The 15,853-nt window shown below is 56.1% G+C and carries 19 protein-coding genes; 8 read left to right on the top strand and 11 right to left on the bottom strand.

Annotation, left to right across the window (positions count from 1 at the left end; genetic code table 11):
* The first annotated feature begins 301 nt into the window (after window positions 1-301).
* The 4 genes from VH599_07425 to VH599_07410 all read left to right on the top strand — a co-directional run bounded on the left by VH599_07425 (window position 302) and on the right by VH599_07410 (window position 2,239).
* On the top strand, window positions 302-544 hold the full coding sequence (locus VH599_07425; GenBank protein ID HEY7348137.1) for a hypothetical protein: 243 nt from the start codon (window positions 302-304) through the stop codon (window positions 542-544).
* A 45-nt stretch (window positions 545-589) separates the two neighbouring features.
* Complete coding sequence (locus tag VH599_07420; GenBank protein ID HEY7348136.1) at window positions 590-949, top strand: hypothetical protein; 360 nt, start codon at window positions 590-592, stop codon at window positions 947-949.
* 234 nt (window positions 950-1,183) lie between these two features.
* Window positions 1,184-1,999: an ArdC family protein gene (locus tag VH599_07415; GenBank protein HEY7348135.1), complete on the top strand. Its 816-nt coding sequence runs from the start codon at window positions 1,184-1,186 to the stop codon at window positions 1,997-1,999.
* A gap of 15 nt (window positions 2,000-2,014) precedes the next feature.
* On the top strand, window positions 2,015-2,239 hold the full coding sequence (locus tag VH599_07410) for a hypothetical protein (GenBank protein ID HEY7348134.1): 225 nt from the start codon (window positions 2,015-2,017) through the stop codon (window positions 2,237-2,239).
* On the opposite strand, the gene VH599_07405 is transcribed toward VH599_07410, so the two are convergent.
* From VH599_07405 to VH599_07390, 4 genes are read right to left on the bottom strand one after another with little or no spacing between them, the layout of a single operon-like run.
* Window positions 2,234-2,440, bottom strand: coding sequence for a hypothetical protein (locus tag VH599_07405; protein ID HEY7348133.1), 207 nt, complete (start codon window positions 2,438-2,440; stop codon window positions 2,234-2,236). The genes VH599_07410 and VH599_07405 overlap by 6 nt on opposite strands.
* A 4-nt stretch (window positions 2,441-2,444) precedes the next feature.
* Window positions 2,445-2,693, bottom strand: a complete 249-nt coding sequence (locus VH599_07400; GenBank protein HEY7348132.1) for a hypothetical protein — start codon at window positions 2,691-2,693, stop codon at window positions 2,445-2,447.
* Entirely contained in the window at window positions 2,693-2,923 is a 231-nt protein-coding gene (locus VH599_07395) for a hypothetical protein (protein ID HEY7348131.1), read from the bottom strand. The genes VH599_07400 and VH599_07395 overlap by 1 nt, the downstream gene beginning before the upstream one ends.
* Window positions 2,920-3,390 (bottom strand): hypothetical protein, encoded by a 471-nt coding sequence (locus tag VH599_07390; protein HEY7348130.1) that lies wholly within the window; start codon window positions 3,388-3,390, stop codon window positions 2,920-2,922. Before VH599_07390 ends, VH599_07395 begins: the two co-directional genes overlap by 4 nt.
* Window positions 3,391-3,754: 364 nt before the next feature.
* Here VH599_07390 and VH599_07385 point away from each other — a divergent pair, with 364 nt between their 5' ends.
* Window positions 3,755-4,651 (top strand): hypothetical protein, encoded by an 897-nt coding sequence (locus VH599_07385; GenBank protein HEY7348129.1) that lies wholly within the window; start codon window positions 3,755-3,757, stop codon window positions 4,649-4,651.
* A 25-nt stretch (window positions 4,652-4,676) separates the two neighbouring features.
* Here the strand turns inward: VH599_07385 and VH599_07380 are convergent, their stop codons facing one another.
* A complete protein-coding gene (locus VH599_07380) occupies window positions 4,677-5,267 on the bottom strand; it encodes a recombinase family protein (GenBank protein HEY7348128.1) in 591 nt (196 codons plus the stop codon).
* A gap of 393 nt (window positions 5,268-5,660) precedes the next feature.
* Complete coding sequence (locus VH599_07375) at window positions 5,661-6,281, bottom strand: hypothetical protein (protein ID HEY7348127.1); 621 nt, start codon at window positions 6,279-6,281, stop codon at window positions 5,661-5,663.
* A 256-nt stretch (window positions 6,282-6,537) separates the two neighbouring features.
* Between VH599_07375 and VH599_07370 the strand changes: the two genes are divergently transcribed.
* Window positions 6,538-8,142 carry a caspase family protein gene (locus tag VH599_07370; protein HEY7348126.1) on the top strand — a complete coding sequence of 535 codons (1,605 nt, stop codon included), beginning with the start codon at window positions 6,538-6,540 and terminating at the stop codon, window positions 8,140-8,142.
* A 36-nt stretch (window positions 8,143-8,178) separates the two neighbouring features.
* Here the strand turns inward: VH599_07370 and VH599_07365 are convergent, their stop codons facing one another.
* Genes VH599_07365 through VH599_07350 form a run of 4 tightly spaced genes read right to left on the bottom strand, consistent with a single transcriptional unit; the run spans window position 8,179 to window position 14,450 of the window.
* The gene (locus VH599_07365; GenBank protein ID HEY7348125.1) at window positions 8,179-8,610 is read right to left on the bottom strand and encodes a M48 family metallopeptidase; all 432 of its coding nucleotides are present in this window, start codon (window positions 8,608-8,610) and stop codon (window positions 8,179-8,181) included.
* Complete coding sequence (locus tag VH599_07360; protein HEY7348124.1) at window positions 8,607-11,471, bottom strand: type I restriction endonuclease subunit R; 2,865 nt, start codon at window positions 11,469-11,471, stop codon at window positions 8,607-8,609. Before VH599_07360 ends, VH599_07365 begins: the two co-directional genes overlap by 4 nt.
* Complete coding sequence (locus tag VH599_07355; protein ID HEY7348123.1) at window positions 11,464-12,843, bottom strand: restriction endonuclease subunit S; 1,380 nt, start codon at window positions 12,841-12,843, stop codon at window positions 11,464-11,466. The genes VH599_07360 and VH599_07355 overlap by 8 nt, the downstream gene beginning before the upstream one ends.
* A gap of 11 nt (window positions 12,844-12,854) precedes the next feature.
* Window positions 12,855-14,450 carry an N-6 DNA methylase gene (locus VH599_07350; protein ID HEY7348122.1) on the bottom strand — a complete coding sequence of 532 codons (1,596 nt, stop codon included), beginning with the start codon at window positions 14,448-14,450 and terminating at the stop codon, window positions 12,855-12,857.
* A gap of 330 nt (window positions 14,451-14,780) precedes the next feature.
* On the opposite strand from VH599_07350, the gene VH599_07345 reads away from it, so the two are divergent.
* Together VH599_07345 and VH599_07340 are read left to right on the top strand one after the other, a co-directional pair.
* Complete coding sequence (locus VH599_07345) at window positions 14,781-15,038, top strand: DUF2730 family protein (GenBank protein ID HEY7348121.1); 258 nt, start codon at window positions 14,781-14,783, stop codon at window positions 15,036-15,038.
* Between the two features lie 144 nt (window positions 15,039-15,182).
* A complete protein-coding gene (locus tag VH599_07340) occupies window positions 15,183-15,314 on the top strand; it encodes a hypothetical protein (protein ID HEY7348120.1) in 132 nt (43 codons plus the stop codon).
* A gap of 247 nt (window positions 15,315-15,561) precedes the next feature.
* Here the strand turns inward: VH599_07340 and VH599_07335 are convergent, their stop codons facing one another.
* Window positions 15,562-15,789 (bottom strand): hypothetical protein, encoded by a 228-nt coding sequence (locus tag VH599_07335; protein ID HEY7348119.1) that lies wholly within the window; start codon window positions 15,787-15,789, stop codon window positions 15,562-15,564.
* Between the last annotated feature and the right edge of the window lie 64 nt (window positions 15,790-15,853).

Genomic DNA, 15,853 nt, shown 5'->3' with positions numbered 1-15,853 from the left:
GCAAGCAGCAGGAGAAGCGTAGTAGCCAAGGCTGATCGTTACTCACCATGTAGGACACGTTGTGTGACAACCAACAGGACGGTATTGCATTTAGAACAGATTCTCTGTTATATGTTGCTCAGGTGGATGTGACGAAGGTACCTAGTCTCATTCATGTACGTTAAGTCGTTCACGTAGCTTCTCTGAGATTGTAGGGAATCTCAGTATCCCCGCCTTGTAGCGCGTGCTCGTAGCCTCGGGATTTGCAGTTGTTGGCAAAAGCAAGCGTTAGCTTTTGTCGCTCCTTCAGAGAGGTGAGCAAGTGAGCTTCGACAAATATCAGGCTTTCGGCGGTGGCCCTCGTATGAATGGCCCGTTCCCTACCGGCCAACAAGAGACGTTTATAGGTGTTCCTGGCGCTCCTCAGCATGGGCATGTGGTTTGGCACGAGGGGCTGGGTGGCCCGGTATATGACTTCGTGCGCGATGCTCAAGGCAACGTCTACGCTAACACCCCTTCAGGGTTGTTTCGCTTCCTGGGAGATATTGCCATTAACGGGCGCTAGCCGCTGCGGGCGCAAACAGGAGCCGTCCTGCATGGGCGGCTCCTGTTGTATCTGGCATATACTGGTAATGTGCAGATACCATCACATCGATACTCTACTGATGCTATCGAGGTCGGGCTTGTCCTGAACAACGCTCTTCCCCTTATTGAAAAAAAGCGTGCGCTGCGGTTGTTTCTCGACCGTCAGGTGTCCAGGTGGCAAAAATACCCTGGTGAAGCTGATTTCCTGGCTTATGATATTGCAGGTCTCCTTGCTACTAATTTTGTGCGCCAGTTGCCAAAAGATGACCCTTACTTGGCAGTGCTGTTTTTGGCAGGTGATCTTGAGCTACCAGAAGACCATCGATTGGTGGGTTCTAGCTGGCCCGCGCTTGTGCAGCTAATCGCGGCGCTTCCTAATGAGTGATGGACACTTATTTGTGCCCATTGATTTCTGCGCATTTCTAGAGCTATAGCCCGTGCAGGTTCAACCCTGGATATACCGATACAGCGTACTTTTTCCAATATGGAGCGTGCCGCATATTTCCTGCACTGGCATCTTCTGGTAGGTATACAGATCCCTATCGAGTTCACAGCGCCAGCTGTTCAGTTACTTTTTTTACTGTATACCTCTCGTCAGTTTGCTACGCTAACGGCCAATATGTCCGAGCGCACCCTGCCGCCCAGTGCTGTTGATTGGTCAAAACTGATCGAACAGGCTATCACGACCGAGGGCGACCTGGGCAGCACCTACAACCGTTTCCACGACTATTCATTCCTCAATATGATGCTCCTGATGATGCAGGGTGTCCGTGAGCCGGTAGCCAGTTACAACCGCTGGAAGTCCCTCGGCCGTCAGGTGATGCGCGGCGAAAGGGCCAAAGAGATTATCGTACCGATAATCGTCAATATGGACGGCAAAGAGCCGGGCGAGAAAGTCGAGAAACTGATTGGCTTCAAGCAAATCCCTGGCGTCTTTGGATTGTCTCAGACTGTTGGCAAGGAACTACCACCTGCCCCGATACCAGGGTGGGACTTTACCCAAGCGCTCGGCAAGCTCGCTATCACCGACGTGCCGTTTGAGGAGACGAATGGTAACATGCAGGGCTACTCGCGCGGCCGGGAGATGGCGATCAATCCGGTGGCTGTCAACCCTGATAAAACGCGCTTTCACGAGATAGGGCATATTGTCCTGGAGCACACTGACCGCGTAAACTTGCACGAGTACGCGCAGCACCGGGGCATTAAAGAGTTCCAGGCCGAAGCGACGGCCTACATCTGCATGAACGAGCTGGGACGGCTCGATGAAGACACTGCCACCAGAAGCCGGGGCTACATCCAGCACTGGCTGGATAACGAGAAACCGCCGGACAATGCCATACGACAGGTATTTTCAGCGACAGAGCGGATCCTGAGAGCCGGACGAATTGCGCAGTATGCCGGCCACATCGCCCTTACCCAACCGGAAGAAGCCTAAGCCTGTCTCTCAGCTATGGAAGGCGACCTCTGGGATGACCGTGATGATGAGTTGGCAGATACCGTCGCTTGGTCGGGCGAGGAGGGCTGGCTCAACGAAATCGAAGTGGACAAGCTGATTGAGGTGTCGTTACGCTGTCCTGAAGTGCAAGAGCACCGGCGTATGCAGCGGCAGCTGGAGTTTGTACGCTGGTTGGTGGAGCACCACTGGCTCAATGAGTGGTTTGATAGGTGGCTATAATGGTTCCTGCGCTTCCAGATCACTTCGTCTGACCACCAGGTCGTATGACGGTATTTCGTAGTATTGCGCCGCGTTATCGAGGGCCAAGACCATCGTCTCGGCCAAGATAATACCGATGAATCGCGCCAGTTCGTCAGTATCCGCCGGTTCGTGGTAGACGTTCCAGGTGTAGAGTCCCGGCTCGCCTTCCATGCGTTCCATAGAGTTATTCGGCTCCTTCTGGATTGCCCCTGGCAGGATCTACCGTGCCCGCTTCGATCATTCCGCGCATGATGTAGTTCGCCATGCGCCGGGTGGCCCGCCATAACCGTTCGTGGGTAATGGGAGGCTCAATATCTGAGACGGCGATATAGTCGTTGATCTGCTCGTCGGCCGGTACAGACACGGCCAAAACAAGGCGGATAGTGCCTGGGGGGCGCTGTGGGGGTGGAGGCAGATCAGGGATGTTTTCCATTACGAATGTATCTCCCCCTCCGGCGAGCAGCCGACAAAGACGGTACGCCGCGTTTCCTGCAAGGCCGGGCCGCCGACCCAACCGCACACCCAGCCTTTCGGCAAATCAAAGGCTGGCAGGTAGTGATCGGGGTTGTACTCGACGTGGTAGCGCAGGCAGAGAGCGCCTAATGCCCTCTCCTGGGTTTCGGTCAATCGGTCTTCCGGCAAGCGTAGGTAGTCGCCGCTCACCGCTCAGTCTCGCTCGGTTTATCAGCGCTTCTCTTGTTCCGCTTCCACCGCTCAAAGGCCGCGTTATGCAGCGCGGCCAGTTGATCTTTCAGGTTGACATACTCCAGCACTTCCTCGTCGGTGAGGAACGGCGTCAGTTCTGTACCTAAGACAGCGCCAGGCATGAACTCTCGGATGGCCTGTACCTTTTCGGCGTCTTTGCCCTGCGGGATTGGCTTGTCGCCGCCGCCCAGGAAGTGCCTGGCGACCTCAAGCGTGTCTTCGCGGCCGTCGTTGTAGCCGCGCATGCGTTCGGCTTCGTCGTCATAGGCGGCGCGGGCCATATCAGCCTTGGTGTACGGCGTTGGGGCGTGTTGCTCAATGGCAGCAAGGGCGTCCAGAGAGTAGTCGCGGATGATGGTTTCCAGGTTTACCGGGGCTGGCCGGTGTTCGCTGGGGGTTTGTCCTTGGGGAATGGTCTCACTCATGAGCCTCCTTCGCTCATTTTTTAGGTGGTCGCCTGGCTATTGCAGAGAATCAGCGGCGGGGTCATCGCCGCTGATGTTTAGGGGATACGGTGTAATCGGGAATTACCAGCAGTATACAGGCGGCCCGTTCTGTGCCTATGAATAAATTCCTTGACAGGCGAGCGGGAACGAGTATGCCGGATTGACAAGACATGGATATTTTAAGGGCAGGTTGCCTATTAATAAGCAAGGGTAGCCATCCTGGCAGTCAAGGTTATGGTACACTCTCTCTAAAACATAGTCTGGTTAGCCGTTGTGCGGCATGATGTTCAATTCAGGTTGCTTCAAGGCAAGAGACCTGGATGGCTTCTCTCGGAGATTGCTAATGACCGAAATAAACGTTTATTGGGAGGTGCAGGTATCCCCTCAGCAAATGACAGAATTTACTGAGTTACTCCAGGCATATGCTACTCATATTGCTCCGGGAGAAAGCCTGAAAGAAATTCGCATCATTGCAGATGATGCTCTTGCCGAGCGCATCCAACTATTAACAGGAAAACCCTATCAAGCAGGATCGCATTACCCAGAAGGCGTCGCCGTCCCCATCGAGCAAACGGGCGATCTCTCATGCGTGATCTTGATTCGGAAGGCAGTATTTCGGCCAGGGCAAGAAGCGCTCCATGTGAGGATACTAACCCTCTTGGAAGAACTCTATCATTGCCGCCTCTATCACCAGACCTGGCAGCGTCGAGGGTATCTCCATCCACATGGAGAAGACCCTTATGCCAGCGACCTCTTTATTACTTGTAATATGCTGCATGACGAATACGCTGTCGCGCGTTTGAAGAACACCTTTTTAGGTCAGTTTCCGATGGTACGTGATGCCCAGGGGCAGCCTACGCCCTGGTATAGCGAGTATGGAGCATCACTGTCAGATTCTCTGGCACAAGCGTCACACCAGGTGCACGACCCTGCCCTATCGCGGATGCCTGCTTCTATGAGGAAATCTGCGATGCTCCCTATCGCTTATCGCTTCATTTTTGAACCGCTCGCTCGGCATGCTGGTTTCCTAACTCCTATTCCCCCAGATTATCAGTTGCACGCTCCTGATAATAGGCCGGAGCAAAGTGCCTTTTACCGGGATGTCATTGCCTCATATTGGCTACCGATAAAACAGGCCCTTGAAGCATCCTTTGCCAGTGAATTTAGCAAAACTGAGGAAATGCTTGAGACGATCAGTGAAAAAATGGATGCTTGCCTTGAGGAGTTGCTTAAGGGCTAGGCAACTGTGTCATAGATTGAGTGGTTTACTCCCTGCTCTTTCCCGGTACGCCTTGCGCTGCTTCGCGTAACGACGAGTACAGCGTCTCCCGGCTCACCCCAAACTCGCGGGCTAGTTGTGCTTTGGTGACACCGCCTGCCACGAGGCGCTGGCGGATGTCCACGACTGCTGCCGCAGACAGTGATTTCTTCCGGCCTTTGTAGGCTCCCCGTTGCTTTGCCAGGGCGATACCTTCCAGTTGGCGCTCCCGAATCAAAGCCCGCTCAAACTCGGCGAAGGCACCCATGACTGACAAGAGCAAGGTAGCCATCGGGGTGTCCTCGCCCGTGAACGTGAGGTGCTCGTGGACAAACTCGACGGCCACGCCTTTCTTGGTGAGCAGCCGGACCATGCGCCGCAGATCGTCGAGATTGCGCGCCAGTCTGTCCATGCTATGTACCACCACGGTGTCGCCTTCGCGCACAAACTCCAGCATCTCCTGAAGTTTGGGGCGGTTGGTGTCCTTGCCAGAGACTTTATCGGTGAACGTCCGGTCAACCTGCACGCCCTCCAGTTGCCTGCCGGTGTTCTGGTCTATCGAACTGACGCGAACGTAGCCAATGCGTTGTCCAGTCATGCAAATCCCCCTTTCTGTCTAATTGAAGTCTATGACATTAGCGAACATACGTCAAGAAAAGCCAAAAAGTACCCTAAACTGACATATAATAGCGTCCTTACCTGACGTCAGTTTGGGGTAAACCTCAACTTGACAGAAGAATGCAGGGATGGGGGTAACGCTGCATGCGCGATTTTGATATCTTGATGAGTAAGGCGGGTATCAAAAGCCAGTGGCGCGGGTAGCAATAGAGACATAGTTTCCGGTATGGGTTATGGTACCAGCACTCAATCTGATGCTGCTCGCGGCCTTTACGTACCTGGAAGCCGCTTCATATAGGTTCGTTTTTGGCACGGCGGGTAAAAGAAAGGAGCCGGTTATTTCCCGGCTCTTTTTGATATAGATAACCAGCGGCTACTTAGCTTGCGGAACTGGCGGCTGATCCAGCACCGAAGGAGTAACTGGATAGCCTATATCTGACTGAATGCCCTGGAACTCTCTAATCACAGCAGCCCGGGCTTCCATCTCATTCAGCACATTGCCGCGCTCAGTCTCTAGCATAATCTCTTGGGCGTCCTGAGCAGCCTCAGGGGTAATGTTTGGGGTAGAAGCAATACGTACCGCTCTAGCGAAAACACGATCACCGCGCATTGCCTCGATTTGATGAGGATTTTGCTGGCGGTCTTCAGGACGCATGGGTTTCATTCGCCCTTGCCAATAGGCAGCTTCTTCACCAGTGGCGTGAATATCCTCGGCCAAAATCGAACCAAGAACCGTGTTGTCGCCACGCTCAGCGGCAGCACGGGCGGACTCAACGAGAGCAATATCTCTACGGCATCGCCCTATATCGGTGAGACCGTCACTCTTGACTGTTTCGTTTATCGTACCGCCTGCAAGATAGTCGGTTGTATGTTGTAGCTCTCGCAGTCGTGTGTTTAGGGTGTCTAGCCTGCCTTGCACATACCGAGAAGCTCTTTCAGGTAGGGAACGCTCGTCATGTTGATTGTGCCTTGCCGAGTGGCTGGTTTCTGCCATAAGCAAGACTTTAGCATAACACTGCTTGCTTGTCAATGTGAGCCTACTAGTCAGCAAGACGGCTGCGGATGTAGAGGCCGTTATCTATTCATTCCTTGACTGTAGGAGCAGGCATTCGGAGCAGTTGGATTAGCTTGGGCATTGCTGACACTGCACCAACGGTACTTCTAGCCAAGTGCAAGCAAGACAGCTTCAGAGGTGTATATAATGCTATGGCGTCGTTCTTCAGGACTCTTAGAAAGCAGGAAGTGTAACGGTGGATGAGGTACCGCAGCCGCCCCTGGCGAACAGAAACGCTACGACCAACAGCGCGAAGCGCTATGCTGTTGTCGTCGGTATCGATAATTACTCAGGGGCAAATATTGATAGTCTGTCATTTTGTGCAGCGGATGCTGAGGCGTTCTATGATGCGCTGTTAACCTATTGCGAGTATGACCCGGCCCATGTCACCCTCTTCTCAGATGGCTCGCACGCGGCCGCCAAAGCCACTCGCCGCGAAGACATACTCGCCGCAATTGCCACCATGAGCAGCCTTGCTACTGAAGAAGACTCGATCCTTTTCTTTTTTGCCGGTCATGGGACGCGGGACGATAAAGATAGCTATCTGCTCACAAACGAATTCAGGCGCGCGGTTATCCCGGCCACGAGCATACCGCTGAATATGGTCAATGAGGCATTTAGTCAATCAAAGGCACGACTCAGGCTGCGGTTCTTCGATGCCTGCCATTCCGGAAAGATGGGCGCGCGGGCGGTACCAGTGGGTCCAGATATCCGCCGGCATTTCCTTATTGAAGCGGAGGGATGGGCGACGCTTTCAGCCTGCAAGGAGGACGAGTATGCCAACGAAGATCATGCCCTGAAGCATGGCATTTTCTCGTATTGCCTTATCAAAGGCCTCAGCGGCGAAGCCAAAGTACCCGACACCGACATTATCACACTCAACTCCTTGGTCACTTACACCGTCCTCAATACGATTGAGATCACGAAAGAGCGCGGGCTGCAACAGACGCCGGTCCGAGACGGCAATCACGCGGGCGATCAGGTACTTGCTACGGTACGGTCTATACCTGCCGCCCAGGTACCGCCCGAATTAGCGAAGGTACAGGAGACGCCCGTCGAGCAGCTCAAGCCCAGACCGGAGAAGGTTCCGCAGTTCGTTACGGACATCCGCGCCCTGCTGCAAGACGATCCTACCGAGAGAAACTTCGTGGCACCATCACAACAGGAAAAGCTGGCGCTCGGCGATAAGTTGGTGCAAATAATCTACGGATGGTGTCAGGGCCAGGAGCGTCAGTACCATGAGCAGTTAGAGGAAGTAGTGACCATTTCCGTAAAGCGTCAGTCAATCCGGGCATGCCCGCTTAATCTCAAGCTTGCGGAGTATATTGAGAACTCAAAGATCAAGCAGGCGGTAGATCTGAACCGAGTATATAGGACTGAAACCATATCGTCCGGCAGCATCATGGCAGTGCTCTACCCCCAAACTCAACGGATATTGGATGGGGTTAGCGAAATGGAGAGACACTACAACTCCGCCGTCTTGCTGACCATCAGCACGCAGGTACCGCTCCGACCAATATGTGCCATGGTCGTCGCCGTGATACCTTCCACGTTCGGTCTCTATCTGTTGCTGTATTCGTGTTCAACCCGGCTCATGGCAGGTCAGAGGGAGTCTTGGGACGCAGTTACTTTCTCAATGCGAACGCTCCGCACCGTTGACTTTTCGGATAAAGAAGGCGAACAAACCTTACACGAATTGCAGGATCTCTTTCCGCAGCTCATCTCTTTCTTCGCAGAGAGCTGTACGGCGCGTCAGGTCTACCTGCGGCAAGTGGGGATATTAGGGCAATCGCTAATCTAGATGCTGCGTTTGTTTTCACCTATAGCTCTGCAAGTGCTAGCCGCTGCATTTTCTCTGGCTGCCCCGGTCTGCTGGTCGTGAGCGTGCCTGTTGCCCACTCTGGTGATCGCGCTTGCGCTGCCCTATGACTGCTTGCAAACACCGCTCGCGCTCCTCCCAATCAGGCAGATAGGCATACAGAAAACTCTTGAAGACGCGCCCATGATTGGGCGCCAGCAGATGCGCCAGTTCATGCACAATGACAAACTCGCCTAACGGCTTGGGCAGCGCCAGCAGATCCGTATTCAGCTTCAGCCGCCCGTTGGTGGAGATAGAAGCCCATTTGGTGGTCATCGGGCGCAGATGCACTTGGGGCATCTTCACGCCGATACGCACCGCCCAGTGGCGCGCAGCCCAGCGCAGTTCCTCCGCGTCCTGCCACTGTGGCTGTTCCTGCGTCACTGGGTCGAGAGTTTGGTGAGGCATCATACCCGTTGTAACCTCAAAAGAGCATTGGTGGCGTCAATAAACGTAGCTCCCGCGAGCGGACGCAGGCGCTTGTAGAGGTCGCTGCGCAGCCGTTTGGCTTCCTCCTCGCTCCACCGGTGATCAGGATAGCGCAGGAAGAGCGCATTGAGTTCGGTGGCCTGCACCGCCGTCACCTCTCCTGCGAACGGTTTCAGCGCCGTGTAGATGGCAAAGCTGTTCGCCTCCAGCCCCAGCCGGGTGCGCTCCGCTTCGGCCTCAAGACAGTCCTGGGCAATCTTTTCCAGTTCGGCCAGCGCCTGCTGGGTCGTGAGCTGCCGATCCTCATAGGCCTGGGCCAGCGCCTCGGCCCGGTCTCCAATGGTAAGCAGGAACGGCTGCGCTGGTCCATCCTGTGCCACCTTCGCGGCGAGAATCTTCTGCAAGTTCAGCACCTTGACCACATCATTGAGACTGCTGGCTTTGAGCGCGGCCAGTTCCTGCGGGCCAAGTTCGCGCACGATCCCTGGTGGCTCCAGGTTGGGCGTCTGGCTGTGCTGTCGCAGGAGCGCGCGCGTCTTGGCCGTCAGTTCGGGGTCCACATACGGATGTGGCTGGGCATTACGAATAAGTTGATAGAGTTCTTGCAAGGCCAGATACCCCTCCAGAAAGGGACGCAAGAACGCATCTGGAGACAGGATTTCGTAGAGGCTCTGCAAGTTGCGCATGAACTTAAAGAACGCCTCCCGCTTCATCGGCTCGGCAAACGCTACTAGCGCCCGCTCTTTGGCCTTGTCATCCCAGCCGCGCGCGTAGGGCAGGTACTGCTGCGCCTCCCCCTGCATCCAGGTAGCAAAGAGTTGTTTCAGCGCGTCGATATTCTGGATGACAGCAGTGACCACGTCCGAATCAAAGGCCAGCGCCGCCTCCAGCCGCTCAAAGATGCCTACAAAGTCATAGACCAGCCCAAAGGGTTTGCTCTGCCCTTGGTCCTCCTCATAGGGGCGGTTCACCCGCGCAATGGCTTGCAGCAGCACATGGTCGCGCATGGGCTTATCCAGGTACATGCAGTAAAGAATCGGCGCGTCAAAGCCGGTGAGTAACTTATCGGTGACAATCAGGATTTTGGGCAGAGTATCCTTCCGAATGAAGCGCCGGCGCACATCTTTTTCCTGGTCCTCGGTCAGATAATACTGCTTAAGTAGCGCCTCATCGTTGTGGGCAGGCGAATAGACGACGGTGCTCCAGGCAGGCGACAGATGCTTATCCAGTTCCTGCTTGTAGAGCGCGCAGGCTTCGCGGTCTACCGCTACCAGCAGCGCCTTGAAGCCCAGCGGGTCAATGTGGTCGCGGAAGTGTTCAGCCACGGTGGCAGCGACTTTACTGACGCGCTCCGGCGCTTTCATCAGTTCGGTCAGCACGACGGCCCGGTCCAGCAGTGAGTTGAGTTCATCCAGATCGCTGAGGCCCTCAGCCTGCGCCAGGTGCAGAAACTCGCGCTCCAGCGTGCCCCGATCCACACGCAACGTCGAAGGGGCCAGGGCATAATGCAAGCGCACGGTGGTCCCATCGGCAATGGATTCGGCGATGGAATACTTGTCCAGATACCCCTGCGGGTCGTCTCTGCCAAAGACCTTGAAGGTGCCCTGCCCTTTGGCAAGCGTGTCGATGGGAGTGCCCGTGAAGCCAATGTAGGTGGCGTTCGGCAACGCGCCCATCAGGAAGTTGCCGAGATCGCCGCCAGTCGTGCGGTGAGCCTCATCGACCAGCACGATGATATTACTCCGTTGGGTCAGGACCGCCGGCATATCGTCAAACTTCTGCACCAGCGCCACGATCAGCCCTCGGTAATCCGAGCGCAGCAGGTCTTGCAACTCGCGCTTGCTCTGCACCACCTTGACGGTACTGATGCCATAGGCCATCACGTTGCGAAAAAGCTGGCTCTCCAGTTCGTTGCGGTCCACTAGCATCAGGATGGTGGGCTTCTCCCCGCCTGGCATGGCGAGCAGTTTGCCAGCAATGGTCAGCATGGTCAGGGTTTTGCCGCTGCCCTGGGTGTGCCAGATGAGTCCGCGCCGTCTGGTGCCCTCCTGCACGCGGGCCAGCACCTTCTCGACGGCGCGCATCTGGTGCTGGCGCAGAATCACCTTGGAGAGCACGTCGTCGCGGGTGAGAAAGACGATGTAGTCGCGCACGAGGCGCAGGAAGGTGCCGTGATCGAAGAAGGCTTTGACCTTCTGCTCATACGACCCCTGCTGAACGACGTCTTTCCAGTTGAAGAGGTTCTTGCGGCTGGCGCTCCAGGTGGCCCCGTAATAGAAGTCGAGCAGTTGGGTGACTTCAAAGACCTGGCTGGTCAGAAAGAGTTCGGGTGTCTCGCGGTGATAGCGCCGGATCTGCACCACCCCTTCGGCCACGCCGTCGGCTCTGGTGGCGCTCTTGGTCTCCGCCGTGGCAACCGGAATGCCGTTGATGAGGAAGACCACATCGGCACGGTTGCGAAAGACCACCCCCCGATAGCTCCACTCGTCGGTGATCTGGTAAATGTTGCGCTCCGGGTGTTCAAAGTCAATCAGGATGACGTTGCGCTCGCGCCGTTCGCTGGGCACAAAGACGGACTGCTCGCCTCGCAGCCAGGAGAGCGCGTCGCGGTTGCCCTCGATGGTCGGATGCAGCAGGCGCAGCCGCCGCAGGATGTCCTCGGCGCGCGCGGCATCGACCACGCCCGGATTGAGCGCCAGGAGCTGGTCGCGCAGCACGCTGGTGAAGAAGAGGCCTGACTCGCCCCCGCGCAGGCGCAGCGCTTCAGTCTGGGGGACGCGCTGCCAGCCGATCTCGGCGGCATAGCGCAGCATCGGCTCCTGCACCGCAGATCGCTCACTCATGGGCCACCTCCACCGCTATCAGTGAGGCAATAGAGAGCCGCCCAGTCATCAGTTCTTCTAGAAGCGCACGGAAAAGTTCACCAATCAGCATAGCCTCTTGCTCCAACGCGGCGATTTTGGTGTCGCAGGCATTCAGAGCATCAACGATTTCTTGCTGTTCTGAGATTGTGGGAAGAGGTACTATGACACCTTTGATAGTCTGTGTGTTGATGTTGAATTTGCCATCAGCCGCGTTGGATGCCTTTCCACTTAGAAAACTTCGCCCTTCATGCGTTTCGCTATATAAGCGGACGAAGCCTGGCAGGGCAGTCGTCGGCTTCAATCGTGCCCTAATGAGGTAAGAAGCGAACAACGCCTCTTTGAGTTCGCCGTTGAAGACAGCACAACGGCCCGTATATTCCCGGCGGCCATTGGTTCTCACAAATAACACATCACCGGTTTCCAGCTTTAAGCCCTGAACAGTGTTGGCTGGAAGCTTGGCATATTTCAGATCACTCAAATCGACCCGACCATCAATGACATTAGGTATCCGAAGCACTGGAATACCGCTAGCATCTGCATCACAACGCTCGGAAGTGCCATATTGCAGGAACGAGCAGATTTCTCCCAGCGAACTGATCTGCCAACTCTCCGGCATCTCGCCAATCTCGGTCTGCTTTCTTGGCTCGCCGCGGGTGCCGCAGGTGAAGAGGTGCTGCATCAGGGCAGCCTTGCACTCGCGTTCCAAATCTGCCTCGCGCCGCCGGGCTTGGATGGCCTCCTGCACAGTGCGCAAGATGTGCGCGATGGCTCGCTGCTCCTGGAGCGGAGGGAGAGGAATGGTTATCCCCTTCAGCCGCTCTAAACTCACGCTCGCCTGATTTACATGGCGTCTGCAAAGGGCTTGAAACACCCTTCGTCGCCAAAGATATTGAAATTCATTGGCAAACCAAAGGGCGTCAAGGGTTTGGCTATCGAGGATGCGGATAAGGGTCATATGGTTTGAAAGGACAAATCTTCCGCTGTGAGCAAAATACGCTGTTTTACCCACCAACTCCTCGCTGTTTGTGTTATTAAAGATAACGTCGCCTGGATGCACCCAATAAGAGCTGTCCTCTCGTGGTGGCTCGACAGACTTTATCTGAGATAAATCTATGCGACCATCTTCCGTGACGTTAAAAGGTCTCAGGTGAGGCACCCCTTGTCCTGATTCGTTGTATCCACCTTGAGCGAAGCCGTTGGTGAGTGAAATTCTCTCGTTTTCCAGAAGATCACCCAGCCGAACTCTCTGCCAATTATGAGGTAGATTTGTGTTGACTGGCTGTACCTGTGTACCTTCACCAGCATCTTGCTCGAACAACATTTCTTCCACCAGCACATCCTGCTCATCCATGTTTACACCTCTCAATTCAGCCCCAACTTTGCCAATACCACCGCCAGTTCAGCATCAGCCCGTTCTCGCTCTGCCCGCGCAGCCGCCAAGTCTGCCAGAATTTCGCTGATGGGTCGGTGCTGCGCCCTGTCGTTCACCTCCACAAACTGGGAAGGGCTGAGGTTATAATCAGCAGCGCGTATCTCCTCCAGCGTCACGACCCGGCTCAGTCTCTCCCGCGTCTCCCAGGCTATATACACCTCGGCCACGGCCTTGATGCCCGCATCGGTCAGCACATTCTTGGGTTTCTCTTTGCTGAAATACTGCGAAGCGTTCACCAGCAGGAACTGCCCGGCCCGCTCGGTGGGCTTGGCACGGTTGAGCAGCAGGATGATGCCTGGCGCAGAGGTGTTGTAGAAGAGGTTTTCCGGCAGTAAGATCACGCCCTCGATCACATCACCCTCGACCAGCGCCCTGCGGATGTCGCGCTCGCGGTTGCTGGATTTGCTGCCAGAGCCGCGTGAAACGGCCCCGGTATCCAGCACGACGGCAGCACGCCCCTGGGCATTGAGCGAGGCCAGCATGTGCTGCACCCAGCCCCAATCAGCCGAGGATCTGGGCGGCGTGCCCGCCCCAAACCGCTGGTACTCATCCTGGTCGTAAAATGCCTCGTCGTACTGGTCCTGGTTCCACATGGGATTGGCAACGACGTAGTCAAATACCCGCAGCCCTGTTCCTTTCGCGGCAAAACCCGGATGCCGCAGCGTGTCCCCAATAGCAAAGGCGGAATCGGTATAGTCATGCAGGAACATGTTCATCTTTGCCATGGCGAAGGTCGTCGGGTTGATCTCCTGCCCTGCGAGTCGGGGCGCCTGGCCTGGATTGTCGGAATGCCGGTCCTGATAGAGCAGCCGCACCTTGATGAGCAGGCCACCTGACCCGCAGGCCGGGTCATACACCGTGGTTTTGGGAGCCGGGTTGATCACCTCCGCAATCAGCCAGCCGACCTCTTTGGGGGTATAGAACTCCCCTGCGCTCTGGCCCTGGCCTTCGGCGAACTTGCGCAGCAGATATTCGTAGGCCCGGCCCAGAATGTCTGGCTCCGTGTTCTTCAAGCCCAGCCGGTGCCGGGTAATCACCTCAATCAGATTGGCGAGCCGGTCGTCATCCAGCGTGCGCTGCCCACTCTGCCGCTCGTTGTAGTCCTTCACATCCAGCACACCCTGGAGATCGGGATTCAAGCGCGCTACCTCGCGCATGGCCTCGGTGACAAATTCGCCGAGCGTGCCATCTGCCGCGTGGTTGCGCACCTCCCACCAGGTATAGCGGCTGGGCACATAGAAGCGCACAATCGGCCGACGCCCGGTTTTCAAGGCATCGGCATGGTCAGCCTCCAGCACCTCGCGGGCAGCAGTTTCGTCGCCATACTCCTCGACCTGTGCCGCGAACTCATCGTCAAAGACATCCGAGAGGCGTTTATAGAACACCAGCGGCAGGATAAAATCCTTGAACTTGGGGGCATCCGTCGCGCCGCGAATGGCGCAGGCGGCGTCCCAGAGCCAGGTTTCGAGGGCTGACACGTCGAGGTGTTCCTCGTCGGCAGGCATAAAGGGTAAGGTTGAGCGCATACTCCCCCTCCAAACTACGCATCAAACAATCTGCCGCGCGGCAGCGGCAGGTCTCGCCTTGAGACGTTTGATCGTCAGGCAGTATCTCTGGCGGTGTCCGGGGCCGTGGCACCTGGGTACCAAGCAGGTACTGGGTTGAGAAACACAGCGGCCTCCTTACTCAGGCACACTATACTATATCTTTCAGGGTTTCTCGGACTAGGAAAGCGAATTTTAGAACACGTTCTCACGCTGTTTGGGTTTCACATAGATTCCAGCGAGTATATGCAGCTTGCTTGGCTACATTGTTCGTCCCCAGGGTAATGCGCGGTTTGCTGTTAAACTGACTATATGGAACAAGACCACTTGGAAGTATTGCTCGAGCAAATAGTCAGCCAGAATAAGGCGGTACTGGAAGCGGTGGGTGATATTCGGACAAAAGTTGATAACCTGCCGACGCGGGATGAGTTCAACGAACTAAAGCGGGACGTGCAAACTATCAAGGCGGCGGTGACTGATCTGAGCCACGAATTAGCAGAGCATATAAGCCAGCCTGGTCACAGTGGCAGTGTCGCACGGGCGATGCGTCGCCCACACTGGCCGAGTTAGATACCCCTATTACATCAATGGAGCGTTTTCGCTCTTTTCTCGCGTGACGTGACAGTAGGTGCATGCTTCCTGCTGGGCACTGAGCTTGACCCACACATGGAGGCATTGCTCGTTGCCTCTGAGGTTGCGGCCAAAGAAGCCACCATGACCGTACCCCTCAAGCGCCGCGCCGCACTCTTGACAGCTCACTCCGTAGTTGTCGCCTACTCGTTTGAGGTGCTGGCACGTACCCATAGATATGGCTGGCTGGCGGTGGCGCATCTGGCCTCATTGTAGCACGTTTCGGTGGGCTACAGGCTGGTTTTAGAGGAGCGGCAGTTGCTTGCTGTCTTTCAGGGTTTCCCGTATCAGGGAGGTGATCGCCTGATCGCGTTCTTTTGCCGCCTGGGCCTCGCGGGGGTGCCAGCGCGACCATGCCGCGTGTTTGCGCTGGCGCTGCGCTCCTGGGCAGGTAATAGGCGCAGCCGCTGTAGTCTGCCGCGCCTTCTCAGGCCGGCGGCAGGAGAGTTCGTGATGGCCCGCGTCAGAGCAGTGGCATCTGCTTGCCGTTCAGTGCCTCCTGCACCATCCGCGCGATCTGCTCGGCCCTTTCTTTCCGCTGCTGGAACTGCATCGGGTGATGTTTCGCAAAGGCGGCACGCCGGGCAAGTTCGCTGCGCTGCTCTGGTGTCTGGTTCGCCGCGCGACTCAAACCGCCCTTGCTGCCGAGTACCTGGGCATTGGGGTCTTTCGGGCCTGGTCCTGGTTGCATATCCTGCTCTCCTTCGCTTGGTTGCTATCCACCAATATATGCCAACCGCTTAGCAGGGTCAAGC

The sequence above is a fragment of the Ktedonobacterales bacterium genome (assembly GCA_036557285.1).
Lineage (GTDB): Bacteria > Chloroflexota > Ktedonobacteria > Ktedonobacterales > DATBGS01 > DATBHW01.
Note: the sequence above shows the minus strand (reverse complement) of the source record. Positions and strands in the feature narration are given on the sequence as shown.